The following is a 23,819-nucleotide window of genomic DNA, read 5'->3' as shown; positions in this document are numbered from 1 at the left end:
GACGATGATCGTCGAGAGGTCCCGCGCCTTCGGGCGTCAAGGTGTCGGAGGGCTCGCAGGTTCCCCGCTCGCCCTCGCCGGTCACGTCCTCAATGAACAGGACCGGGACGGAACTGTGATCCGTGGTTCTGCGCATTCCGGGTGGCGTGAAGGCTATGACCGTTCGTGCGCAGTGGTGCAAAAGGGAAAGGCCCGGGGAAGACAGGCGAAGGGCGCCCCGCCCCTCTGCTTACGTCACTTGCCGAAGCCCGCCTTGCGGAGGGCGTCGGCCATCGCTCCGGACGGGGCGTTGTTGCGCTGGTTTCGCTGGCCGCCGCCTCGGTTTCCGTTTCGGCCGCCCTGGCCGTTGCGGTTGCCGTTGCTCCGGCCTCCGCCGTTGCGGTTGCCGCCGCCTTGGCCTCGGCCGCCGCCTCGGTTGGAGTCTCGCTCCGGCTTGCCGCCGGCTCCGGGCTCGTCGTCGAGGCGGAGGGTCAGGGAGATTCGCTTGCGGGGGATATCCACGTCGAGGACCTTGACGCGGACGATCTCTCCGGACTTGACGACGTCGTGGGGGTCGTTGACGAAGTTCTTCGACATCGCCGAGACGTGGACCAGGCCGTCCTGGTGGACGCCCACGTCCACGAAGGCTCCGAAGGCCGCCACGTTGGTGACCACGCCCTCCAGGGTCATGCCCGGCTTGAGGTCCGCGATCTTCTCCACGCCGTCGGCGAAGGACGCCGTCTTGAACTCCGGACGCGGGTCGCGGCCCGGCTTGTCGAGCTCGGCGAGGATGTCGGTGACCGTCGGGAGACCGAAGTCGTCGTCCACGAAGTCCTGCGGCCGCACCGACTTCAGCACCCGGGCGTTGCCGATCAGCTCGCGGATCTCCGTGCCGGTGCTGCCCATGATCCGCTGCACCACCGGGTAGGCCTCCGGGTGCACCGCGGAGGAGTCCAGCGGATCGTCGCCGTCCGGGATGCGCAGGAAGCCCGCGCACTGCTCGAACGCCTTCGGGCCCAGGCGCGCCACGTCCTTGAGCGTCGTGCGGGTGCGGAACGGGCCGTTGGTGTCGCGGTGCTGGACGATGTTGCCCGCCAGCGTCTCGCTGATGCCCGACACGCGGGTCAGCAGCGGGGCCGACGCCGTGTTGACGTCCACGCCCACCGCGTTCACGCAGTCCTCGACCACCGCGTCCAGCGAACGCGACAGCTTCGTCTCCGACACGTCGTGCTGGTACTGGCCGACACCGATCGACTTCGGGTCGATCTTCACCAGCTCCGCCAGCGGGTCCTGCAGGCGGCGGGCGATGGACACCGCGCCGCGCAGCGAGACGTCGAGGTCCGGCAGCTCGCGCGAGGCGTAAGCCGAAGCCGAGTACACCGACGCGCCCGCCTCGGACACCGAGATCTTGGTGAGCTTCAGGTCCGGGTTCTGGCTGATCAGCTCGCCGGCCAGCTTGTCGGTCTCGCGGGAGGCCGTGCCGTTGCCGATCGCGATCAGGTCGACCGAGTGCTCCTTGGCCAGCGCCGCCAGCTTGGCCAGCGCCTGGTCCCACTGCCGCTGCGGCTGGTGCGGGTAGATCGTGTCGGTGGCGACGACCTTGCCGGTGCCGTCCACGATCGCGACCTTCACGCCGGTCCGGAAGCCCGGGTCCAGGCCCATCGTGGCGCGAGAGCCCGCGGGCGCGGCCAGCAGCAGGTCGCGCAGGTTGGCCGCGAACACCCGGACCGCCTCGTCCTCGGCGTTCTGCCGCAGCCGCAGCCGCATGTCCACGCTCAGGCGGGTCAGGATGCGGGTCCGCCACGCCCAGCGGACCACGTCCGACAGCCACTTGTCGGCCGGGCGGCCCTGGTCGGCGATGCCGAACTGCTGGGCGATGCGCAGCTCGTAGTCGGTCGGGCCGACCTGCTCGGAACCGTCGTCCGGCTCCAGGGACAGCTCCAGCGCCTCCTCGTTCTCACCGCGGAACAGCGCCAGGATGCGGTGCGAGGGCAGGTCGGTGAACGGCTCGGAGAACTCGAAGTAGTCGGCGAACTTCGCCCCTTCCTCCTCCTTGCCCTCGCGGACCTTGGAGACCACCCGGCCGCGCGCCCAGACCTTCTCGCGCAGCTCGCCGATCAGGTCGGCGTCCTCGGAGAAGCGCTCCACCAGGATCGACCGCGCGCCGTCCAGCGCGGCCTGCGCGTCGTCGACGCCCTTGTCGGCGTCGACGAACTCGGCCGCGTTCTGCTGCGGGTCGTTGTTCGGGTCGGCCAGCAGCTTGTCCGCCAGCGGCTCGAGGCCCGCCTCGATCGCGATCTGGGCCTTGGTGCGGCGCTTGGGCTTGTAGGGGAGGTAGATGTCCTCCAGCCGCGCCTTCGAGTCGGCCTCGGTGATCTGCGCCTCGAGCTCGTCGGTGAGCTTGCCCTGGGACCGGATCGAGTCCAGCACCGTCGTGCGCCGCTCTTCGAGTTCGCGCAGGTAGCGCAGGCGCTCTTCGAGCGTGCGCAGCTGGGCGTCGTCGAGGGCGCCGGTCGCTTCCTTCCGGTAGCGGGCGATGAAGGGCACAGTCGCCCCGCCGTCGAGCAGCTCGACGGCGGACTGCACCTGGCGCTCGCGGACGCCGAGCTCCTCGGCGATCTTCTGATGAACAGTCGTCACGATGCTGATTCCGCCTTCTCTGCGATCTTCGCCAGATCCGACCGGACATTGTGCCGGACCGGGCTCGCAGGCTACGTCCGCACTCGCGTCGGCGTGTCGGGATGCTGCTCATCGGGGTGGTCCGGTCACCGGCCGTCGTCGGGCCCGATGGACCACAGTTTCAATTGAAACTGCGAACCCCAGGCACGGCGGATCGCAGTTTCAATTGAAACTGCGGTGCTGCGTGGCGGAGCCGGAGGGCTTGTGACCTGGGCCGCCGGGATCTCGGAGCGTGACGCACTGTTGTCACGAACCGTGACGGATCAAGCGAGTGCTGTAGCTCGAAGGGGTTAAACTAGGTACTCGGGCACGTACAAACCTCGATGTCGGTACACGCTCCGTGCTGGAGTGTGGGGACTCGTGAACCCCGAAAACTCCGACCAACCGAGATCCCCCGAAAACTTCGACAACGCTTCCACCCCGAAGCAGAGCTCCCCCTCCTCTGCCCAGCGGGTCGACCAGGCCCTGCGCGTGGCCGCGGACCGCGTTCGCGCGTGGCTCGCGCCGCTGGTCGAGCGCCTCGTGCAGTGGCTGGCCCCGCTGCTGCGGCGGGTCCAGGACGCTCCGGCGGTGCGGCGCTTCCGGGAGAGGGTTGCGCCGCACGTTGCCGCGGTTCAGGAAAAGCTCCCCGAGCCCGTCGTGCGGGCTTCGCGCACTCGTTCGATGCAGGCGGGCGCCGCGGTCGCAGCCGTCGGCGTCGTCGGCCTGGTGATCGGCACCGCCGTCGCCGGCCCGGCCAAGCCCCAGATCGAAGAGGCCGCGATGGCCGCCCCGATCCAGGAGGCCGCTCCCGACAAGCAGGCCACCCTGGAACAGCACGCCACGCTGCAGCAAGCTCCCCCTCCGCAGCAGGCGGAGCCGCGCGACGCCGCCCCGGCGGCTCCGGCACCCGAGCCGGAGGCTCCGCTCGGCCCGCCGGTCGAGGGCATCGACGTGTCCAACCACAACGGGCCCATCGACTGGGGCAAGGTCGCCGCGGACGGCAAGAAGTTCACCTTCGTGCTGGCCACCGACGGCACCAGCTTCTCCAACCCGCGCTACAACGAGCAGTACCACGGGGCCAAGGCCGCCGGGCTGATCGCCGGTGCCTACCACTTCGCGCGGCCGAGCGACTCGTCCGCCGAGGAGCAGGCCAACCGGTTCCTCGACGTCGCCGACTACCAGGCCGACGGCAAGACCCTGCCGCCGGTGCTGGACCTGGAGGTCGACCCGAACTCGGGCGGCTGCTACGGGATGTCGGTGGACCAGATGCACCAGTGGACCAAGACCTTCAACGACAAGGTCAAGGAGCGCACCGGCAAGGAGCCGGTCATCTACGCCAACCCGTCGTTCTGGCGGGAGTGCATGGGCAGCACCAACAGCTTCGACGGGCACCCGCTGTGGCTGGCTTCCTACGGCGTGGACAGCCCGTCCGTGCCCAACGGCTTCAGCAACTGGCACTTCTGGCAGTACACCGACCAGGGCAGCGTTGCCGGCATCAGCGGCAACACCGACCTGAACCAGTTCCAGGAGGGCCAGGCGCGCTTGGAGAAGCTGGCGCGCTGACCCAGGCGTTCGCGCCGCGGAATTTCGACGGGAGCGGGCCGTCCGCGAAAGCGGGCGGCCCGCTCTTCTGCGCCTGCGGACGGTCCCCGAACTCGGGAATCCGCCCAATCGGAGCGTTTTGCCTGCTCAGGATCCGTGAGTACTTTTTGTTGCCATAGCGACACAAAGTGCTCACGGTCCACCACCTGCAGAAAGGCACCCTCGGCACATTTGTCCCTTGTGGACAGATGAGCGTTCGGGTGTTGTTGGACGTTCGGCGGGGGTGTTCGGTTGCGTCCGAGGCAGGTGATCTTCGTCGGCTTTTTCGGTCCAGGGGACGGGCCGTAACAGGTGCGGCGGACCGATATCCTCGCCGCGATCGATGATCACCTGATCGGAGGCGCGGCGTGTCATTGTGGGAACAGCGGGTCACCGCAGCTCGGAAGCTGTGGGGCAGTGGTGACCTCGCCGCCGCGGAGCGGGAGCTGAGCACCGTCCTCGACGACGGCGACTTCGACGCCGCAGCGCACGCCGCGTGCCTGCTGGGCGGGCTGCTCGGCGAGCTCGACGACCCCGAGCGCTCTCGCGCGATGTACCAGCGGGCCATCGACTCCGGGCATCCGATCTACGCCCAGATCGCCGCGATCTCCTTAGGCCTGCTGCTGTTCGAAGCCGACGACCTGACCGCAGCCCAAGCCGTGCTGCGCTTCGCCGCCGACGGCGCCGACCCGGACGCCGCTGGTCGCGCCGATGCGCTGCTGGCCCAGGTGCTGCACATGCTCGGCGATGTCGAGGGTGCCCGGGAAGCCCGTGATCGGGCGCTGACCAGCAGCGACCCCGGGGTCGTCGAGATCGCCTCGGAGCTCGAGCTGCCCGAGCCCGGTGAGCGCTCCACCGACCAGTACCTCCAGGTCGCCTACGAGCAGGCGTGCTCGCTGCTGGAGCAGGGGCGCCACGCCGACGCCGAGCCGATCTTGCAGCGGCTGCTGGACAGCGGGCACCAGAACTTCGGATCGCTGGGCGCGGCGAAGCTCTACGCGCTGCACGCCGAGGAGCCGGAAACCGCGCGGCGGCTGGCCGAGCGGATCATCGCCTACCGCCACCCCGAGCACCTCGGCTGGGGGCATGTGCTGCTGGGCGGGGTGCTGGAGGACCTGGGTGACGCGGCGGGAGCGGCCGAGGCGTTCCGGGCCGCGGCCGACGACCCGCGCCCGGGCATCCGGCTGCACGCGCTGATCCACCTCGGCATGCAGCTGCGCGCGCTGGAGCAGCCGGACCAGGCGCGCGAGATCTACCAGCGGGTGATCAACACCCGGCACCCGCACTTCTCCGTCGAGGCGTGGGGCGTGCTGGCCGAGCTGCAGCGCGACGAGGGCGATGTCGCCGGGGCGATCGAGAGCTTCGGGCGGGTCCTGGCTTCCGAGCACCCGGACAAGGCGCCGCTGGCGGCCTACAACCTCGGCGTTCTCCAGTACGAGCACGGTGATGCGGAGGAGGCCGCGACGGCGTTCCGCCGGGCCGCGCAGGCCGAGGACGCGCGCGTCGCGCACCAGGCCGAACTCGCACTGTCCATGATGGACGTCGTCGACGCGCAGCAGGACCCGGCCGGGGACGACGCCAGGCAGCTCGCGATGCGCGCCCACCAGGCGGCAGGCGCCGGTGACCCGGACGCCGCGCGCCTGGCGTACCAGCAGGTCATCGACATGGACGTGCGGATGTGGTCGGTGATGGCGGCCAACTCGCTCGGCCTGCTGGAGGCGGTCTCCGGCGACGCCGAACAGGCCCGCCGGACCCTGCAGCGCGCTTTGACCGCCGACGAGGGCTCGCTCGCGCAGGACGCCGCATTCCGCCGCGCGTTGATCGACGAGCCCGCTGCGCGTCCCGTGCTCGAAGCGCTCTTCCGCCTCGAGCACGACGAGGACGGCGGGCTGGACGCGCTCGCCGCTGATCCGCAGGTGCGCGACCTGGCGCTGCTGGTGCAGGCCGAACTGCTGCTGACCACCGACGTCACCTCCGCGGTGGAGCTGCTGGGCGAGCTGGTCGAATCGCCGAACCAGCTGGTGTGGACCAAGGCCGGTCAGCTGCTGGCCGGTTGGCTGGTCCGCGAGCAGCGGACGGACGACGCGGTGCGGCTGCTGGAGCGGATCGTCGACGGCGGGCATCCGCTGCTGCTGCCGTGGTCGGCGGCGCAGCTCGGTGACCTGCTGGTCGAGCACGGCGAGCCGGAGGACGTGATCACGGCGTTCGCCACCGCCGCTGCCGCGGGATATCCGTCGTTGCTGGCCGAGGTGTTCGGCAGGCTCGCGATGCTCTACCGCATCGCCGGCCGTGACGAGGAGCTCGAGGCGCTCTACCGGACCACCATCGCCAGCGGTCACCCCGAGTTCGGGCCCCGCGCGTCCTACCTGCTGGGCGAGAAGTTGGTGCTCTCCGCTGATTTCGACGCCGCGTCGGAGTGCTTCGACCAGGCCGCGGGCTCGGAGTCGGACGTCGAAGCGCTGGCGGTTTTCGGTGCGCACGCGATCCGGCGCGATCTCGACCGCGCGGGCGCTGTTCTCGCCGAGCTGGCCGAAGAGCCGGAACTGCACGAGAGCGCGACCGAACTGTGCTTGAACCTGGCGCACCAGCACCAGGCGCTGGGCGATGTCGAGTTCACCGGCCAAGCGTTATCGCTGGTGGCCGATGCCGGTCACCCCGATCGGCAGCAGGAAGCGCTGCTGTTCCTCGGTGCGCTGCGCAACGAGAACGGGGACATGGCAGGGGCTCGCGAGGCTTGGGAGCGGGCGGCGAGCGGGGACAAGCCGCACGAAGCCGCCGTTGCCCGGTCCAGCCTCGCGGAGCTGCTGCAGAACGACGGTGATCTGGACGGCGCCGAGCAGCAGTTGGCCGAAGTCGCGGCCGGGGACACCGAGAACGCCGGTGAGGCTGCGCTGCGGCTGGGAGTGCTCCGCGACGAGCGCGACGACGTCGATGGCGCGTTGGCGGCGTTCGAGCGCGCAGCGTCGGTGGGGGACCGCAATCAGGTAGCCCTGGCGACCGCCTACCGCGCGCCTTTGCTCGCCAAGCGCGGAGAAACAGACCTCGCCGAGGACGCTTACGCGGCCGCGATCGCTTCCGGAGTCGCGGAGATCCAGGCGCACGCCGCGTTGGAGCTCGGCAACCTGCGGCGGGACAACGGCGACGACGCCGGGGCGCGGGACGCTTACGAGCAGGCCCTGGCCTTCGACGACCCGGACGTCACGCTCCGCGTGCACCAGGCGATGGGCACTGAAACCGCTGAGCAGCGCGGATATCGGCTGATGGGGGAGGGCGACGTCGACGGGGCGCGGGCGGCGATCGCCGAGCACTTCGACTCGCCCCGGGTCGCCGACTTCTGGTGCGCGGCGTGGGGCGACGTGGCCGACGCGGCGTCGGTGCTGGCCGAGGTGTCCGGCGACGACCTGCGGACCTGCTCCGAGCTGGGCCTGGACTTCGGGATGGCGGTGGAGGACCGGGCCGAGGCGCGGGCGTTCTTCCGCATGGTCGCCGACCACGGGCACCCGGATCTGGCGCCCCGCGGTCAGGCGCAGCTCGGTCACCTCGCTGAACAGCAGCAGGAGCACGCGATCGCGCTGGCCTGGTACCGCCGCGCCGTGGCGGACCCGGAACGCGGTGGGCACGCCGGCGTGCTGCTGGCGCAGCTGCTCGCGCGGCTCAACGACGTCGAAGGTGCGAAGTCCGCGTGCCGGAACGCCTTCGGCGCGGGCACCGGGATTCCCGCGCTGGACGCCGGTGTGCTGCTCGGCCAGCTGCACCACGAGTCCGGCGACCCGGTCGAGGCGCGACGCGCCTGGGACCAGGCGGAAGCGGCCGCCGAATCACCCGAGCAGTTCGGCGACGCGCTGCACCGCCGCATCGCGCAGGTCGGTGAGACCGCCGAAGCCGCCCGCGAACTGCTGCACCGCGCGTCCGGTTCGGACCACCCGGACACCGCGATCGTCGCGATGCTCTGGCTCGGTGAGCGCGCATCGCGGGCCGAGGAGCTGGACGAGGCGATCCGCTGGTTCGGCGCGGCGGCGGCGCTCGACGTGCCGGAGCAGTCCGAGGCGGCGCGGAGCCGACTGGCGAACATGCTCCTGGCGCAAGGTGATCGCGACGCGGCCGGCATCGAGTACGAACGCGTCAGCCGGTCCGGCAACCCGGACATCGCGGCGCGCGGCGAGATGGGCCTGGGCATGATCCGTCACGAGGAGGGCGACCTGCCCGGCGCGGTCAACGCCTACGTGAAAGCCGCTGCTCACGCGACCCACGAAGGCTTGAGCGAGGACGCGCTGCACAACGCTCGCGTGGCGCTGGAGCAGCAGCATTCGGGCGGGGAGCACGCCGCAGCGGCGGACACGTTGCGGCGCCTGGCCGAAGTGGTGCCCGAACGCGACGTCGCGGAATGGGCCTTCGATGCGGGAACCGAGTTCCTCAACGCCGACGACACCGATTCCGCACTGGTCTACCTGCGTTGCGCGGTGGAGATCGGTGCGCCGGAACCGGAACCTGCCGCGGTGCTGGCGCTGGGCGACGTGCTGCAGCGTCGCGGCGAGCTCACCAGCGCGAAGCAGACCTACGAGTGGGTGCTCGACAACGGCGACGAGAGCTCCGCATCGGTGGCGAAGTTCCGGCTGGTGGAGATCCTGTCCGAGGACGACCCGGCGGCGGCCGAAGAGCTCATGCAGCGCCCGGACGAAGTCCTGGGCTCGGCGATGAAGGCGATGCTCGGTCTCAAGCGCCGCGACGAAGGCGACACGGCCGGGGCGATCGAGCTGTTCCGCGAAGCGGCCGACGACGCCGACGAGAAGTTCTCCCCGATGGCGGTCTACGCGCTGGCCCAGTCGCTGAACAAGGAAGGCGAGGTGGCGCAGGCCCAGCAGACCTTCCGGCAGCTGATCCAGGCCGCCCCGGACGACTTCTACGCGGGGCAGGCCTTGCTGGAACTCGCCGCGATCGCCTACCAGGCGGAGGACGACGAGGAAGCGCGCGGGTGGAGCCTGCGGGCGTGGGAGTCCGACGACTCGGAGCTGTCGGCGAAGGGCGCGATGAACCTCGGCGTGATCGCCAAGCGCCGCCGGGACATCGAAGCGGCGATGCCGTGGTTCCAAGCGCTGATCGACCTCGGCCACCCGTCGGCGGCGCTGGCTTCGGCGCATCTGGCGGAAATGCACTACTGGCGCGAAGAGCACGCGGAAGCGGCGCGGCACTACGAGTACACCCTCGCCAACACCGAGGACGCCGAGCTCATCGCCGAAGCGGCTTACCGCGTCGCCGAATTCCGCTACCGGCGCGGCGAGATCGAGGTGGCCCGCGAGCTGCTGGACCGGGCGGTCCGCACCGAGGACGGATCCTTCGCGGAGCAGGCGACCACGCTCCTGGCGCGCCTGCCCTGACCTGGGTGGGTGCGGAGCGAACGGACCGAATGCCTCGAAAGGCGGCGCGGACGGTCCGTTCGCTCCACCCCGCCGATCTGCCGTCGGCTCAGGGAGGGTCTGCGCGGAGTCAGGCGCGGGCGACGATCAGGCGGTCCGGGAGCGCGAGGACCTGGTCGAGGACCTCGCAGGCTTCTCCGGCGGTGTGCCACTGCGCGCGGGTCGTGTTCGCCGCGGTGAGGCCGTGCTCCTGCGAGACGCGGGCTGCTCGGACGTCGTCCTCTCCGCGGAGCTCGACGACGTCGACGATGTCCCCGTGCGGGCGCACGTAGATCAGGGCCATGAGCTCGCCGTCGGCGTCGCGCACCGGCGGCATCAGGCGGAATCCGCGGGCCACGAGCTCGCGCAGCCGGATGCTGGACTGGTCCTCAACGGACGAGGTCATCGAACTCACCGTCCTTGGCGCCGCTCAGGAAAGCGGCCAGCTCGGCTCTGGTGTAGATCAGCGCGGTGCCGTCGGACTCGCGCGACTGGCGCATCGCGATGGTGCCGTCGGACAGCGCCGCGAGTTCGACGCAATTGCCCCACTTGCCGCTGTGCTGGGACTTTCGCCAGCTCACGCCCGGCAGGGCGGTGACGGGGACTTCGAACCTACCGTTCATCAGGTCTCCCTGGATCGGCTGCACATGCAATTGCATACGCCATTGCGCGAACGGTACCACAGCGTTCCGCAACAAGACGATCACTCAGCGTGCGCGGCGTGGCGGTGGTTCAGAGTGAAACCTGGATTTTCCTCAGCATTTGCCGGGTTTGCTCCGGAGTCCGGGCATCGACCATCAGCCGATCGAGTGTACGACTGTATCGTTCGATCTCTTCCCGCTTGTCCAGGTACAGCGCGCCGCTGAGGTGCTCCAAGTACACGACATCCGGCAGTTCGGGCTCGGCGAAGCGCAGCATGGTGAACGAACCCTCCGCCGCGTACCCGCTCAGCGCGAACGGCACGACCTGCAGCGCGATGTTGGGCCGCTTCGTCATCTCCAGCAGGTGGTCGATCTGCGCGCGCAGCACCGCGGGGCCGCCGATCGGGCGGTGCAGCACGGATTCGTCGATGACCGCCCACAACCGCGGGGCGTCCGGGCTGTCCAGCAGCTTCTGGCGCGTCATCCGCACTGACACCCGCCGGCGCGTGTCGTCGTCGGCCAGCGACGGATGCCCCGAACTGGCCAGCGCCATCGCGTAGTCCTCGGTCTGCAGCAATCCCGGGATGAACTGCAGCTCGTAGGTCTGGATCCGCGCCGCGACGCCCTCCAGGCCCACGTAGTCCTGGAACCACGGGGGCATCGACTCGGCGTACCGGTTCCACCAACCCGGCTGCCGGGAATCGGTGACCAGCTGCATGAAGTGCTCGCGCTCGGCGGGATCGTGCACGCCGTAGAGGGTGAGCAGGTCTTCGATGTCGCGTTCCTTCAGCGAAACCCGGCCCAGCTCCATCCGGCTGATCTTGGACTCCGAACCCCGGATGGCCTTCGCCGCTTCCGCGGGCGGGATCTCCGCGGCCTCGCGCAGCCGGCGCAGCTGGGCGCCCAGGATGATGCGCCGTGCCGTCGGACTTCCATCGCGGGCAGCACCCTGCCGGGCCATGGCCGCACCTCCTCGTTACCTGCTCAACGCAGTGATAGCACATCGACCGTTTACTCAGAGCAGCGAAGCTCGTACGCTATGCAACCCTCGACCGCTCCCCCCGACGAAAGCCCAGTGAGGACACCTCGATGACTGCCGATGTCGCCGCCTCCGACGGCGAGACCCCGATCCACATCGACACCAGCAAGGCCAGCATCGCCCGCGTCTACGACGCCTTCCTCGGCGGCAAGGACAACTACGAGGTGGACCGCGAAGTCTTCCACCGGGTGCGCGAAGTCGCCCCGGAAGCGGCCCAGCTCGCTTGGGACAACAGGCAGTTCCTGATCCGGGCGACCCGGTTCATCGCCGCCGAAACCGGCGTCACCCAGTTCCTGGACTGCGGTTCCGGGCTGCCGACCGCGGAGAACACCCACCAGGTCGCGCAGCGCATCGCGCCCGATTCGCGGGTCGTCTACGTCGACAACGACCCGGTGGTGCTCGCGCACGGGCGCGCGCTGCTGGAGGAGAACACCCAGACCCACTTCAGCCCGGCCGACATCTTCGAGCCCGCGCGGATCCTGCAGGACGAAGTGGTGCGCAGGCACCTGGACTTCAGCGAACCGATCGCGCTGTTCCAGATGGGAACCCTGCACCACTACGACGGCGAACGGCCGCCGCAGGACATCATGCGCGAGTACATCGACGCGCTGCCGTCGGGTTCCTACGTCGGCATCAGCCACTTCCTGGACCCGGAGACCGACGAGTTCAGCGACCTCGCGCGGCGCATGGAGCAGACGTTCCTGCACAGCCCGATGGGCACCGGCCTGTTCCGCACCCGCGCCGAGATCGAGGCGATGTTCAACGGTCTGGAGTTCGTGGAACCGGGTCTGACGCTCTGCGCGGACTGGTGGCCCACGGGCCCCCGCCTCAAGCCGCTCTCCCCGGTCCAGTACTGCATCGCCGGAGCGGTGGCCCGCAAGCCCTGACCGTCCACCGAGGGGGGGGCGATTTTGGTGCTAAATCGACGCCCCCTCGCTGCTGCCCGGGAGAGGTGGGCGCATCGACCTCTACCAAACGCTTGCTTGTTTCGTTAGACTCGTCCGCACTGATGTCGAGCTGGATCAGCTTGCGCTGCCGGGATTCCGCGCGGATCGGCCGGTGCGGCGGAGAGGACGGTCATGGCCGAGGCATACATCATCGACGCGGTGCGAACCCCGGTGGGCAAGCGCGGCGGAGGGCTCAGCGGCATCCACCCCGCGGACCTGTCCGCGCACGTGCTGCAGAACCTGGTATCGCGCACCGGGATCGACCCGGCCGCGGTGGACGACGTCGTGTGGGGCTGCGTCGACGCGGTCGGCGGGCAGGCGGGCAACATCGGGCGAACCGGTTGGCTGGCGGCGGGATTCCCCGAGCACGTGCCCGGGGTGACCATCGACCGGCAGTGCGGTTCTTCGCAGCAGGCGGTGCACTTCGCCTCTCAAGCGGTGCTCAGCGGCACCTCGGAGATGGTGATCGCCGGTGGCGTGCAGAACATGAGCGCGATCCCGATCGGCAGCGCGCTGCGGGGTGCCGCCGAGCTCGGGTTCCCGGTGGCCTACGGGCCGAAATCGGGATCGACCGGCTGGTACGAGCGTTACGGGGACGAGGAGGTCACGCAGTTCCGCGGTGCGGAGCTGATGGCCGAGAAGTGGGACATCTCCCGCGACGACATGGAGGAGTTCGCGCTGACCAGCCACCGCCGCGCGGCGGCGGCGATCGACGCGGGCCACTTCGCCGGTGAGCTGGCGCCGATCGCCGGCGTCGAGCACGACGAGGGCCCGCGGCGCGACACCAGCAAGGAGAAGCTCGAAGGCCTCAAGCTGCTGCGCGAAGGCGGCCGGCTCACCGCCGGCGTGGCCAGCCAGATCTCCGACGGTTCTTCAGCGCTGCTGATCGCCTCGGAGAAGGCGGTCGCCGAGCACGGGTTGCGCCCGCGAGCTCGCGTGCACCACATGAGCGTGCGCGGCGACGACCCCGTTTTCATGCTCTCAGCACCGATCCCGGCGACCAAGCACGCGCTGGCCAAGACGGGCCTGAGCGCATCCGACATCGACGTGGTCGAGATCAACGAGGCGTTCGCGAGCGTCGTGCTGGCCTGGCTCAAGGAGATCGACATCGACCCGGCCCGCGTCAACCCCAACGGCGGTGCGATCGCGTTGGGTCACCCGCTGGGCGCGACGGGCACGAAGCTGATGACGACCCTGCTGTCCGAACTGGAGCGCACCGGCGGCCGCTACGGCCTCCAGACCATGTGCGAAGGCGGTGGCACGGCCAACGTCACCATCATCGAACGCCTTTGACTTGAGGTTTTCCATCCTCATTTTGCGTGGCGGTGCGGGTGGCGGAACCTCAGACGCCGCCTGGCTGCGGGATCCCGTTTTATGTATGTCCAATACGCGGCAAACGGGACTGGCCTCGCCAAGAGCCCAGGTCGGGCGGGGACAGTCTGAGAACCCGCGGCGGTGCCGGTTGCGAGGGTGGGCCCGAAAGCGCCTGGCGGCGCTTGGCGACAGCTTCGCGGACGCCGAACCTCGGATCCGCGGTCGCGGTTGTCGAGCAGGATGAAAAACGCTCCATGTACCGACCGACCGAGCGAGGGAGTGGCGTGGCGATCAACAGGGAGTTCGTGGGTTTCGAGTTCAGCGCGGGCGAGGCGTACGAGGTGACGCGCGGGAAGATCCGGGAGTTCGCCGAGGCGATCGGGGATCCCAATCCCGCGTACCGGAGCGTCGATGCTGCACGGGAGTTGGGGCATCCGGACGTGATCGCGCCGCCGACGTTCGGGATCGTGGCTGCCGGCGCTGCTGCGGAGAGCAACCCGATCCGGCGGCCCGAGTTCGGGCTGAACATGCGGTTGGTGGTGCACGGGGAGCAGAAGTTCCGCTACGAGCGGCCGATCCGGGCGGGTGACGTGCTGACCGCGTCCGGGCGGATCGCCGAGATCCGCGACGCCGGGCAGAACGAGCTGGTGCGGGTGGAGACCGAGATCCGCGATGCGGGCGGGGACTTGGTGTGCACCGCGACGAACGTGATCGTGTCGCGGGGGACCGCGGCCGGAGCGGGGGAGTGATGGCGGCCAACCTGCGCTACGACGACGTGGCGGTCGGAACCGAGATCGGCCCGGAGCGGTACCCGATCCAGCGGTTGACGCTGGTGAAGTACTGCGGTGCTTCCGGGGACTTCAACGTGATCCACTGGAACGAGCGGATCGCCAGGGCAGCGGGTCTGCCGAACGTGATCTCGCACGGCATGCTCACCATGGCCGAAGCGGCGCGCCTGGTCACGGACTGGGTGGGCGACCCGGGCGCGGTGCTGGAGTACGGCGTCCGCTTCGCCAAACCCGTGGTGGTGCCCGACGACGACACCGGCGTCGAGGTGCTGGTCACCGGCCGAGTGGCCGAGAAGCTGCCGGACAACCAGGTCGCGGTGGACCTCACAGCCACCTGCGAGGACGTGGAAGTCCTCGCCAAGGCCCGAGCGGTCGTCCGCCTCACCTGATACCCATCGTTCAGCCTGGTCAGGGCTCGTGCGCACTTTGGGGTGCTATAGCGCCCCGAACTACGCACGAGCCCTGACCAGCTGCCACCTTCCGACCGGCTAGTCCAGGAGTCGTCGGGTGGCCAGCTCGAGGACTTCGGCGCGGGTGCGGGTGCCGTGGTCGGCGGCGATGATGCCCTTCGCGACCGCCAGCGAGATGTGCGAACTCCACGCCGGTGCGGCCAACCGCGCGTTGCGTTGACCAGTCGCGCGGTCGTCCGGCTAGCCCGAACCCGTCGTTTGGCCTGGTCAGGGCCGTGAGTCTTTTGAGTTGCTATAGCCGCCCAAAGGACTCACGGGGTCTGACCAGGCGAAACGATGGGTCAGTCCGCTGTTCCGCGGAGGGGGAGGCTCGCGCGGTGGCTCTGCGGGGTGCCGAAGAGGTGCTTCGCCGCGTGGGCCCGCTTCAGGTGGAGGTGGGCTTCGTGCTCCCAGGTGATGCCGATGCCGCCGTGCAGCTGGACACCTTCTGCGGCGATCAGCGAATAGGCCTCGCAGCAGGCGGATTTGGCCATCGAAGCTAGCTCACCGGCTTGATCGTCCTGAGTGGACACGGCCCAGCTCGCCGCGTAGGACAGGGAGCGGGCCGACTCGATCGCCGCGTAGCAGTCGGCGAGCCGGTGCTTGATGGCCTGGAACGAGCCGATGGGGCGGCCGAACTGCTTGCGCAGCTTGGTGTACTCCACTGTCTCGTGCAGCCAGCGCTGTGCTGCGCCGATCGACTCAGCGGCCACTGCGGCGGCCGCTGCGTCGGTGATGCGCTGCAGGGGCGCCGCCCCGATGAGCTGGGCGGACGTCCCGCTGAGGTGGACTTCGCCGATGCTGCGGGTGAGGTCCAGCGGGGTTGATGCGGTCGCGGTGGTCGACGGCGAGACTTCGAACAGCGACGCCTCGCCGTCGGCCATCGCGACGACGAGCAGTACGTCTGCTCGCGTCGCGTCGAGCACCAGCGTCTTGCGCCCGTCGATCCGCCAGCCCTCCGCGCCGAGCTCCGCGCTGGTCGCGAAAGTGCTGACGGACCAAGGGGAATCCGCTTCCGCCCAGGCGAGCGAGACCACCTGCTCGCCCGACGCGATGCCCGGGAGCAGCCGTTCGCAGGCTTCGGTGTTCCCCGCGGCCAGCAGCGCTTGGGCGCTGAGCACGCTGCTGCCGAGGAACGGGTTGTTCACCAGCCGGCGGCCCAGTTCCTCGACGACGATCAGGGTTTCCAGCAGCGTGGCGCCGACGCCGTCGTGCTCCTCGGGGATGGCCAGGGCGTGCGCGCCGATCTCCCCGAGCTGCTTCCACAGCGCCGGGTCGAAACCGGCGTCCGGTGCTCCCGGATCGGGGATCGGCGGACCGCCGTGGCGGTCGAGCAGCTTGCGCACGGTGCTGCGGAGCTCTTCCTGCTCCTCGGTGAACGCGAAGCGCACAGTTCCTCCCTCCAGGGGTCAGGCGCCGATGGGGGTTCGGTCGGTGGCGAGGGCGGTCGCGATGCGGCGGCGGTGCCACGTCGGGGTGCCCCAGGCCGTGCGCAGGGCCGTTGCCTTGGTGAGCCACAGGTGGAGGTCGTGCTCGGCGGTGTAGCCGATCGCGCCGTGGACCTGGAGCGCGGTGCGCGCGGCGAAGCGGGCCGCCTCGCCTGCGGCGAGCTTCGCCGCGGAGGCGTCGCGGGAACCGCGCGGCCCGTCGATCGAGAGGCAGGCGCCGCGGATCAGCGGGCGGACGAACTCCAGCTTGAGCAGCACGTTCGCCAGGTGGTGCTTGACGGCCTGGAACTCGCCGACCGGCCGGCCGAACTGGTGCCGCTGCTTGACGTACTCGGTGGCGATGTCGAGCAGCCGGTGCCCGACCCCGAGCAGGTAAGCGGCGCATCCCAGCACGCCGTGGTCGAAAGCCGCGGAAGCGTCGGCCGCTTCGACGGGCTCGGCGGTGGCGTGCTCGACGGTGAACAGCCGCCGCGCCGGGTCGAAGGATTCGGCGCGCTCCAGCACGAGCCCACCCAGCCGGACCACGCTGTCGCCGTCGCAGCGGAACACTGCACCGGCCTGGTCGGCGTCGAGCGCGAGGGGCAGGTGACCTGCGATGATCGCCGTTCCGACGCTCTGACCACCGGCCAGTTCCGCCAGCCACGGCGAATCCCGCAGCAGGCGCGGCAGGAACGCGAGGGACTCGACGACCGGTCCGGGCAGCGCCGCGTACCCGAGCTGTTCCAGGCACAGCGCCAGCTCGATCGGGCCGAGCTCGAGCCCGCCGTGCTCCTGCGGCACGGTGAGCCCGGTGACGCCGACGTCGGCGAGCTCGCGCCACACCTCCCACCACGTCGCGGTCTCGCCGCCCGACCAGGCGCGGGCGATCTTCGGCGTGTCCGCGTCGGCGAGCAGGTTCCACAGCGTGTCGGCCATGTCCTGCTGCTCGCGGTCCGGTGCGAACTTCATCGCGACCCCCTCGGCAGCCCGAGCAGGCGCTCGGCCGCCACGTTGCGCTGGATCTCGTTGGTCCCCGCGTAGATCGGTCCGGCCAGCGAGAACAGGTATCCCTCGACCCACGAGGACAGCTCGGCCTCCGGGCCCAGCAGGTCCCACGCGGTCTCGTGCATCTCGATGTCCAGTTCGGACCAGAACAGCTTGTTGAGGCTGGCCTCGGCGCCGAGCGATCCGCCGCCGGTCACCTTGGTGACGGTCTCGAAGGTGGCCAGCCGGTAGGCCTGCGCGGCGATCCACGCGTCCACCACCCGGTCGTCGTCCAGCGCGCCCGGCAGCTCGGCGAGCTTCTGCGCGGTGGCGAGGAACCGGCCGGGGCTGCGCAGCGTCAGCCCGCGCTCGTTGCTCGCGGTGCTCATCGCCACCCGCCAGCCCTCGCCGACGCCGCCCAGCACGTCCTCGTCGGGCACGAACACCTCGTCCAGGAACAGCTCGGCGAAAGCGGGTTTGCCGTCGATGCGCCCGATCGGCCGCACGGTGACCCCGTCGGCGTCCAGCGGGAACAGGAAGTACGTCAGCCCGCGGTGCCGCTGCGCCTCGGGATCGCTGCGGAACAGCCCGAAGGCCCGGTCGGCGAAGGCCGCGCGGGAGCTCCACGTCTTCTGCCCGGACAGCAGCCAGCCGCCGTCGATGCGGCGAGCGGTGGAGCGGATCGAGGCGAGGTCGCTGCCCGCTTCCGGCTCCGACCAGGCCTGCGCCCAGATGTCGGTCCCGGCGGCCATGCGGGGCAGGTATCGCTGCTGCTGGTCCGGAGTGCCGTGCTCGAAAAGCGTTGGCGCCAGGAGGAAGATGCCGTTCTGGCTGACCCGCCCGGGCGCGCCCGCGGCGTAGTACTCCTCCTCGAACAGCACCCACTGCAGCAGCGAGGCGCCCCGCCCGCCGAACTCCTCCGGCCACGACACCACCGACAGCCGGGCCTCGTGCAGCTCCTGCTCCCAGCGCCGGTGCGCGGCGAAGCCCTCCTCCGTCTCCAGCGACGGCAGCGGCTCGCGCGGGACGTGCTCGCGGAGCCATTCGCGCACTTCGTCGCGGAACTCCACGTCCGCGGCGGAAAGATCGAGGTCCACTGTGCTCACTCCTGCTTCTGCTGGGCCTGCTTCATGCTCCGCGCGTTCATGCCGCTCAGCGAGTCCTCGCCGACCTCGGCGTTGTGCGCGTGCGCGAAGTGGTGCAGTCCGAAGGCCGAATCCATCCCGCTCTGCAGCCCCATCAGGTCCTCGGCCTGGTTGATCGCCTTCTTGGTCAGCGCGAGGCCGAAACCGGGCATCTCGGCGATGTTCTCGGCCAGCTCCGCGGTGGCGCTCTCCAGCTCCTCGCGCGGGACGACCTGGTTGACCATGCCGACCTCGTAGGCCCGCTGCGCGCTCATCCGCTTGCCGGTGAACAGGAACTCCTTGGCCACCCGCGGACCCAGCACCCACGGGTGCGCGAAGTACTCGACGCCGGGAATCCCCATGCGCACCACCGGGTCGGCGAAGAACGCGTCCTCGCTGGCCACGATCAGGTCGCACACCCAGGCCAGCATCAGCCCGCCGGCCACGCACGCGCCCTGCACCGAGGCGATCACCGGCTTGGGCATCTCCCGCCAGCGGCGGCACATGCCCAGGTAGACCTCCTGCTCGCGGGCGAAGCGCGACTCGCCGCCGGTGTGCCGGGTGTGGTCCCACCACAGGCCCGCGCGGCGCGGGTAGCTGACGTCGATGTCGCGCTCGGGGGAGCCGATGTCGTGCCCGGCGGAGAAGTGCTTGCCGGCTCCGGCCAGCACGATCACCTTGACCTCGTCGTCCTCGCAGGCCCGGTAGAAGGCGTCGTCGAGGGCGTAGGTCATCACGGAGTTCTGCGCGTTGCGGTAGTCGGGCCGGTTCATCGTCACGACGGCCACCTGATCGCGGCGTTCGTAGGTGACGACCGCTTGCTCTGCTCCCATCGGCGCTCCTCGCTCGGTTGCGGTTGCGGCAGGTCGAAGATAGCCGAACAAGCAAGTGCTTGGTAGAGTGCGATTCGCGGCTCCGGCGGTGCGAGGAGCGCGGATTCCGCGCGAGACCGCCGTGCGGCCGCGTCGAGCGAGGAGGGTGCGTGGACCTCACCGACAACACTGAAGAGGCGGCTTTCCGCCGCGAGGTCCGGGAGTGGCTCGGCGAGCACCTCACCGGCGAGTTCGCCGCTGCTCGCGGACTGGGCGGACCTGGTCGGGAGCACGAGGGATTCGACGTGCGGCTGGCGTGGGACCGCCTGCTGGCCGAGCACGGCTGGACGTGCCTGGGCTGGCCGCGCGAGTTCGGCGGCCGCGAGGCGACCGTGCAGCAGCAGGTGATCTTCCACGAGGAGTACGCGCAGGCCAACGCTCCGGTGCGGGTCGGCCACATCGGTGAAGAGCTGCTCGGTCCGACGCTGATGGCCTTCGGCAGCCCCGAGCAGCAGCGGCGGTTCCTGCCCGAGATCGTCGGCGCCCGCGAGCTGTGGTGCCAGGGCTACTCCGAGCCGGGCGCCGGATCGGACCTGGCCGGGGTCGCCACGACCGCGCGCCTCGAAGGCGACCAGTGGGTGATCAACGGCCAGAAGGTGTGGACGTCGATGGCGCACGTGGCCGACTGGTGCTTCGTGCTGGCGCGCACCGATCCCGAGCAGCAGCGCCACCGCGGCTTGTCCTACCTGCTGGTGCCGATGGACCAGCCGGGAGTGCGGGTGCGGCCGATCGAGCAGCTGACCGGGACGTCGGAGTTCAACGAGGTGTTCTTCGACGACGCGCGCACCGATGCCGCCAACGTGGTCGGCGAGGTCGGGTCCGGCTGGCAGGTCGCGATGGGCACGCTCGGCTTCGAGCGCGGCATCGGCACCGTCGACCAGCAGGTGACCTTCCGCCGCGAACTGGGCGGGATCATCGAGCTGGCCAGGCAGAACGGTGCCATCGAGGATCCGCTGCTGCGCGACCGGATCGCCCGGGCCCGGGTCGACCTGGAAGCGCTGCGCTGCACGGTCCTGCGGACCCTGGGCTCCGACGGCCCGCCGGGTGCGGAGGCCTCGGTGGTGAAGCTGCTGTGGTCGACCTTCCACCGCGACCTGGGCGAGCTGGCGATGGACGTGGCCGGTGCCGGAGGTCTGCTGGCCTCGGGCCGGCCCTACGACCTCGACACCTGGCAGCGGCTGTTCCTGTTCACCCGCGCCGACACGATCTACGGCGGCTCCAACGAGATTCAGCGCAACATCATCGCCGAGCGCGTCCTGGGCCTCCCGCGGGAGAGCCGACCGTGAACGCGCCAGAAGGAGGCCTGGCATGACCGCACCGCCGCCCGCCCACGGGCTGCTCACCGGCAAGACCGCGGTGGTCACCGCTGCGGCGGGCACCGGGATCGGATCCGCTGTGGCGCGTCGAATGCTCGAGGAAGGCGCGCAGGTGCTGATCAGCGATCGGCACGAGCGCCGGCTGGAGGAGACCCGCGCCGAGCTCGCGCAGCTGCCCGGCGCGAAGATCATCGCCGTGCCCTGCGACGTCACCGACGAAGCGCAGGTGCAGCGGATGTTCGACACCGCGACCAGCTCGTTCGGGCAGGTCGACGTGGTGGTGAACAACGCCGGGCTCGGCGGCACCGCGGCCATCCAGGACATGACCGACGAGCAGTGGAACAAGGTTCTCGACGTCACGCTCAACGGGACCTTCCGCTGCACCCGCGCGGCGGTGCGGCTGTTCCAGGAGCAGGGCAACGCCGGGGTGGTGGTCAACAACGCCTCGGTGGTCGGCTGGCGCGCGCAGGCCGGTCAGGCGCACTACGCGGCGGCGAAGGCCGGCGTGATGGCGCTGACCCGCTGCGCGGCGCTGGACGCGGCGCCGCTGGGGGTTCGCATCAACGCCGTCGCGCCGAGCCTGGTGATGCACGAGAACCTGGCGAAGGTGACCTCCGAGGAGCTGCTGACCGAGCTCACCGGCCGCGAGGCCTTCGGCCGCTCGGCGCAGCCCTGGGAAGTGGCCAACGTGATCGTCTTCCTGTCCAGCGACTACTCCACGTACCTGACCGGAGAAGTCATCTCCGTCAGCAACCAACACCCCTGACCCCGCCGCAAATTCCATTGAAATCGAACGTCCGATTTCAATGGAATTTGCGGACCCGGATGGCTGTGGAGGGCCTGCGGAGGTGGTGGTCACCAGGCTTTGAGAGGATTGTGCCGTGGTATCGACCAAGCGCTTGTCCAGTAGGAACCGCCCGACGCGGGAGTCCGGTTCCGAGCGGCGTGCCGAGCTGCTGGCCATCGCCGCCGAGCTGTTCGCCACCCGCGGGTTCCTCGCCACCACGGTGCGCGACATCGCCGACGCCGCAGGCATCCTCTCCGGCAGCCTGTACCACCACTTCGACTCCAAGGAGTCGATGGTCGACGAGATCCTGCGCGCCTTCCTGGACGACCAGCACCGCACCAACGAGAAGGTGCTGCGGGAGGCCACCGATCCGCGCACCGCGATCACCGAGCTGGTCCGGCAGTCCTTCGCCGCGATGCAGAAGCACCGGGCTGCCATCGCGATCTTCCAGAACGAGTCGAAGTACCTCGAGCAGCTGGACCGCTTCGACTACCTGACCAAGGCCGCCAACGACTTCGAGCGCACCTGGACCCGCGTGCTGCTGGAGGGCCAGCGCGCCGGGGTCTTCCGCTCCGACCTCGACGTCAAGCTGGCCTACCGCTTCATCCGCGACATGGTGTGGACGACGGTGCACTGGTACAACCCGCGCGGAAAGCTCACCGCGTCGGCCATCGCGGACCAGTACGTCAAGATCCTGTGCGAGGGGATCGCAGAACCGGAGTGACCGCCGACAAGGCGTTCGCCGCTTCGGTGACGACGCGGTCGATCAGCTCCTCGCAGCTGGGCAGCTCGTCGATCATCCCGACCACCTGGCCCGCGGGCAGCACGCCGGCCTCCGGGCGGCCGTCGACCAGCGCTGATTTGATCAACATCGGCGTGTTGGCGGCCAGCAGGACCCGGTTCAGCGGCAGCTTCTGGGCGCGCCGCATGGCCAGGCCGTCGGTGATGAGCTGCCGCCAGCTCATGCCGATCAACGACTTGAACGCCACCGCCTGCCGCAGCGCGTCGGGCAGCCGGCGCAGCAGGTTCTTGGACTCGGCCGCTTCGGTCAGCCCGGTCTTCAGCATCCGGTGCGGCAGCCCGTCGACCTGCGCGGTGACCACCGTGTCGGACACCGAGGCGTCCAAATAGGACTGCTGGACCTCGCGCGGCACGCGGCTGTCCGAGGTGAGCAGGAAGCGGGTGCCCATCGCGATGCCCGCCGCGCCGTAGCACAGGGCGGCGGCCAGACCGCGTCCGTCGAAGAACCCGCCGGCGGCGATCACCGGGATGTCCACCGCGTCCACCACCTGCGGCAGCAGCAGCGTGGTGGCCACCGATCCGGTGTGCCCGCCGCCCTCGCCGCCCTGCACCAGGACCGCGTCCGCGCCCCAGGCCGCGACCTTCTCGGCGTGCCGCCGGGCGCCGATCGAGGGGATCACCACGATCCCGGCGTCCTTGAGCTTGCCGATCAGCCGCTGGCTCGGCGCCAGCGCGAAGGACGCGACGCGGACCTGCTCGCGGATGAGCAGGTCCACCCGTTCCTCGGCGTCGGAGGCGTCGGCGCGCAAGTTGACGCCGAAGGGGTTGTCGGTGCGTTCCTTGACCTCGCGCACCGCGTCGGCCAGCTGCGGCAGCGTCATCGTCGCCGAGGCCAGGATGCCCAGCCCGCCCGCCCGCGCGGTGGCCGACACGAGGCTGGGTCCGGCGACCCAGCCCATGCCGGTCTGCACCACGGGGTGGCGGACGCCGGTGAGGTCGCACAGCGGGGTGCGCAGCACCTGCTCGATCACGCCGGGACCTCCTGGTCGCGCAGGTTCCGCGGATCGATGATCTCGCGGATCAGCGCCAGCTCCTCGTCGGTCGGCGACCTGGTCTCGGCCACGTCGTCCACCACGAGGTCGAACCCGGTCTGCTCCTGCACCTCGGCGACCTCGACGCCCGGGTGCACCGAGCGCAGGCGCATGCTGCCGCCCGGGCCGGTGAAGTCCAGCACCGCCAGGTCGGTCACCACCACCTGCACGTCGTGGAACTGCGCGCCGACCTCCCGCGCCCGGTCGTGGCCGACGCCGGCCACCAGGTCGACCGACTCCACGAACACGCGCGGGTTGTGCTTGGCGACCCAGTAGTTCGTGGTGTGGTTGACCGAGTTCCCCGGCGCGCCGCGCACGCCGATCAGCTGGACCTTCGGGCGGTCCCAGGGGCCGATGCGGGAGATGTTCTGGTTGCCGTAGCGGTCCACCTGGGAGGCGCCCATCATGACCCGCCGCTTCCCGCCGGCGAGCATGTCGAGCACTCGGCCGTAGGGCATCCAGCCCTCCACCGGGCTGGTGGATTCCTCGCCCAGCGCGGTGGTTTCCGACAGCAGCATCGCTTCGCCGTCGGTGAGCAGCAGGTCCGGTGCGGTGGTCAGGCGGGCCAGCCGGGCACCGATCGACGGGATCGTCCCGAACGGCGAGGCCAGCGCGGCCCCGGCGTCCCGCCAGGTGTCGGCGCAGGCCGCGGCGCACACTTCAGCTCTGGTGATCATGCCGGTTT

Annotated in this window: 20 protein-coding genes; 9 read left to right on the top strand and 11 right to left on the bottom strand. The window is 70.2% G+C overall.

Annotation, left to right across the window (positions count from 1 at the left end; all coding sequences use genetic code 11):
- Nucleotides 1-234: 234 nt before the first annotated feature.
- Complete coding sequence (locus OU415_RS14555; RefSeq protein WP_270949322.1) at nucleotides 235-2,622, bottom strand: Tex family protein; 2,388 nt, start codon at nucleotides 2,620-2,622, stop codon at nucleotides 235-237.
- A 507-nt stretch (nucleotides 2,623-3,129) separates the two neighbouring features.
- Here OU415_RS14555 and OU415_RS14550 point away from each other — a divergent pair.
- Together OU415_RS14550 and OU415_RS14545 are read left to right on the top strand one after the other, a co-directional pair.
- Nucleotides 3,130-4,203, top strand: coding sequence for a lysozyme (locus OU415_RS14550; RefSeq protein WP_270949272.1), 1,074 nt, complete (start codon nucleotides 3,130-3,132; stop codon nucleotides 4,201-4,203).
- Nucleotides 4,204-4,589: 386 nt separating this feature from the next.
- Nucleotides 4,590-9,596, top strand: a complete 5,007-nt coding sequence (locus OU415_RS14545; protein ID WP_270949271.1) for a tetratricopeptide repeat protein — start codon at nucleotides 4,590-4,592, stop codon at nucleotides 9,594-9,596.
- A gap of 109 nt (nucleotides 9,597-9,705) precedes the next feature.
- Here the strand turns inward: OU415_RS14545 and OU415_RS14540 are convergent, their stop codons facing one another.
- From OU415_RS14540 to OU415_RS14530, 3 genes are all read right to left on the bottom strand, one after another.
- Nucleotides 9,706-10,020, bottom strand: a complete 315-nt coding sequence (locus OU415_RS14540) for a hypothetical protein (RefSeq protein WP_270949270.1) — start codon at nucleotides 10,018-10,020, stop codon at nucleotides 9,706-9,708.
- A complete protein-coding gene (locus tag OU415_RS14535; protein WP_270949269.1) occupies nucleotides 10,004-10,237 on the bottom strand; it encodes a DUF397 domain-containing protein in 234 nt (77 codons plus the stop codon). The genes OU415_RS14540 and OU415_RS14535 overlap by 17 nt, the downstream gene beginning before the upstream one ends.
- Before the next feature lie 109 nt (nucleotides 10,238-10,346).
- Nucleotides 10,347-11,216, bottom strand: coding sequence for a helix-turn-helix domain-containing protein (locus tag OU415_RS14530; protein WP_270949268.1), 870 nt, complete (start codon nucleotides 11,214-11,216; stop codon nucleotides 10,347-10,349).
- A 128-nt stretch (nucleotides 11,217-11,344) separates the two neighbouring features.
- Between OU415_RS14530 and OU415_RS14525 the strand changes: the two genes are divergently transcribed.
- The 4 genes from OU415_RS14525 to OU415_RS14510 all read left to right on the top strand — a co-directional run bounded on the left by OU415_RS14525 (nucleotide 11,345) and on the right by OU415_RS14510 (nucleotide 14,732).
- On the top strand, nucleotides 11,345-12,181 hold the full coding sequence (locus OU415_RS14525; protein ID WP_270949267.1) for an SAM-dependent methyltransferase: 837 nt from the start codon (nucleotides 11,345-11,347) through the stop codon (nucleotides 12,179-12,181).
- Between the two features lie 192 nt (nucleotides 12,182-12,373).
- On the top strand, nucleotides 12,374-13,534 hold the full coding sequence (locus tag OU415_RS14520) for an acetyl-CoA C-acetyltransferase (protein ID WP_270949266.1): 1,161 nt from the start codon (nucleotides 12,374-12,376) through the stop codon (nucleotides 13,532-13,534).
- Between the two features lie 305 nt (nucleotides 13,535-13,839).
- The gene (locus tag OU415_RS14515) at nucleotides 13,840-14,304 is read left to right on the top strand and encodes a MaoC family dehydratase N-terminal domain-containing protein (RefSeq protein WP_270949265.1); all 465 of its coding nucleotides are present in this window, start codon (nucleotides 13,840-13,842) and stop codon (nucleotides 14,302-14,304) included.
- Nucleotides 14,304-14,732, top strand: coding sequence for a MaoC family dehydratase (locus tag OU415_RS14510; RefSeq protein WP_270949263.1), 429 nt, complete (start codon nucleotides 14,304-14,306; stop codon nucleotides 14,730-14,732). Before OU415_RS14515 ends, OU415_RS14510 begins: the two co-directional genes overlap by 1 nt.
- Before the next feature lie 99 nt (nucleotides 14,733-14,831).
- On the opposite strand, the gene OU415_RS14505 is transcribed toward OU415_RS14510, so the two are convergent.
- The 5 genes from OU415_RS14505 to OU415_RS14485 form a co-directional block, all read right to left on the bottom strand.
- Complete coding sequence (locus OU415_RS14505; RefSeq protein ID WP_270949262.1) at nucleotides 14,832-14,957, bottom strand: hypothetical protein; 126 nt, start codon at nucleotides 14,955-14,957, stop codon at nucleotides 14,832-14,834.
- A 137-nt stretch (nucleotides 14,958-15,094) separates the two neighbouring features.
- Nucleotides 15,095-16,183 carry an acyl-CoA dehydrogenase family protein gene (locus OU415_RS14500; RefSeq protein WP_270949261.1) on the bottom strand — a complete coding sequence of 363 codons (1,089 nt, stop codon included), beginning with the start codon at nucleotides 16,181-16,183 and terminating at the stop codon, nucleotides 15,095-15,097.
- Nucleotides 16,184-16,201: 18 nt separating this feature from the next.
- Nucleotides 16,202-17,188, bottom strand: coding sequence for an acyl-CoA dehydrogenase family protein (locus OU415_RS14495; RefSeq protein ID WP_270949260.1), 987 nt, complete (start codon nucleotides 17,186-17,188; stop codon nucleotides 16,202-16,204).
- Entirely contained in the window at nucleotides 17,185-18,300 is a 1,116-nt protein-coding gene (locus OU415_RS14490) for an acyl-CoA dehydrogenase family protein (protein WP_270949321.1), read from the bottom strand. Before OU415_RS14490 ends, OU415_RS14495 begins: the two co-directional genes overlap by 4 nt.
- A 5-nt stretch (nucleotides 18,301-18,305) precedes the next feature.
- Complete coding sequence (locus OU415_RS14485) at nucleotides 18,306-19,160, bottom strand: enoyl-CoA hydratase (protein WP_270949259.1); 855 nt, start codon at nucleotides 19,158-19,160, stop codon at nucleotides 18,306-18,308.
- A 149-nt stretch (nucleotides 19,161-19,309) separates the two neighbouring features.
- On the opposite strand from OU415_RS14485, the gene OU415_RS14480 reads away from it, so the two are divergent.
- The 3 genes from OU415_RS14480 to OU415_RS14470 all read left to right on the top strand — a co-directional run bounded on the left by OU415_RS14480 (nucleotide 19,310) and on the right by OU415_RS14470 (nucleotide 22,026).
- Nucleotides 19,310-20,485, top strand: coding sequence for an acyl-CoA dehydrogenase family protein (locus tag OU415_RS14480; RefSeq protein WP_270949258.1), 1,176 nt, complete (start codon nucleotides 19,310-19,312; stop codon nucleotides 20,483-20,485).
- A 22-nt stretch (nucleotides 20,486-20,507) separates the two neighbouring features.
- Complete coding sequence (locus tag OU415_RS14475; protein WP_270949257.1) at nucleotides 20,508-21,281, top strand: SDR family oxidoreductase; 774 nt, start codon at nucleotides 20,508-20,510, stop codon at nucleotides 21,279-21,281.
- A 133-nt stretch (nucleotides 21,282-21,414) separates the two neighbouring features.
- Nucleotides 21,415-22,026, top strand: coding sequence for a TetR/AcrR family transcriptional regulator (locus tag OU415_RS14470; protein ID WP_270949256.1), 612 nt, complete (start codon nucleotides 21,415-21,417; stop codon nucleotides 22,024-22,026).
- On the opposite strand, the gene OU415_RS14465 is transcribed toward OU415_RS14470, so the two are convergent.
- Nucleotides 21,989-23,059: an NAD(P)H-dependent flavin oxidoreductase gene (locus OU415_RS14465; RefSeq protein WP_270949320.1), complete on the bottom strand. Its 1,071-nt coding sequence runs from the start codon at nucleotides 23,057-23,059 to the stop codon at nucleotides 21,989-21,991. The genes OU415_RS14470 and OU415_RS14465 overlap by 38 nt on opposite strands.
- Nucleotides 23,060-23,070: 11 nt before the next feature.
- Nucleotides 23,071-23,811, bottom strand: a complete 741-nt coding sequence (locus tag OU415_RS14460; RefSeq protein WP_270949255.1) for a CoA-transferase subunit beta — start codon at nucleotides 23,809-23,811, stop codon at nucleotides 23,071-23,073.
- Nucleotides 23,812-23,819 lie beyond the last annotated feature (8 nt).

The organism is Saccharopolyspora oryzae (assembly GCF_027853915.1).
Taxonomy (GTDB): Bacteria; Actinomycetota; Actinomycetes; order Mycobacteriales; family Pseudonocardiaceae; genus Saccharopolyspora; species Saccharopolyspora oryzae.
Note: the sequence above shows the minus strand (reverse complement) of the source record. Positions and strands in the feature narration are given on the sequence as shown.

What these genes read in the sequence shown, in the direction of transcription:
- OU415_RS14540 (WP_270949270.1), bottom strand. Translation starts at nt 10,020, where the DNA reads ATGACCTCGTCCGTTGAGGACCAGTCCAGCATCCGGCTGCGCGAGCTC.
- OU415_RS14535 (WP_270949269.1), bottom strand. Translation starts at nt 10,237, where the DNA reads ATGAACGGTAGGTTCGAAGTCCCCGTCACCGCCCTGCCGGGCGTGAGC.
- OU415_RS14530 (WP_270949268.1), bottom strand. Translation starts at nt 11,216, where the DNA reads ATGGCCCGGCAGGGTGCTGCCCGCGATGGAAGTCCGACGGCACGGCGC.
- OU415_RS14525 (WP_270949267.1), top strand. Translation starts at nt 11,345, where the DNA reads ATGACTGCCGATGTCGCCGCCTCCGACGGCGAGACCCCGATCCACATC.
- OU415_RS14520 (WP_270949266.1), top strand. Translation starts at nt 12,374, where the DNA reads ATGGCCGAGGCATACATCATCGACGCGGTGCGAACCCCGGTGGGCAAG.
- OU415_RS14510 (WP_270949263.1), top strand. Translation starts at nt 14,304, where the DNA reads ATGGCGGCCAACCTGCGCTACGACGACGTGGCGGTCGGAACCGAGATC.
- OU415_RS14495 (WP_270949260.1), bottom strand. Translation starts at nt 17,188, where the DNA reads ATGAAGTTCGCACCGGACCGCGAGCAGCAGGACATGGCCGACACGCTG.
- OU415_RS14485 (WP_270949259.1), bottom strand. Translation starts at nt 19,160, where the DNA reads ATGGGAGCAGAGCAAGCGGTCGTCACCTACGAACGCCGCGATCAGGTG.
- OU415_RS14475 (WP_270949257.1), top strand. Translation starts at nt 20,508, where the DNA reads ATGACCGCACCGCCGCCCGCCCACGGGCTGCTCACCGGCAAGACCGCG.
- OU415_RS14460 (WP_270949255.1), bottom strand. Translation starts at nt 23,811, where the DNA reads ATGATCACCAGAGCTGAAGTGTGCGCCGCGGCCTGCGCCGACACCTGG.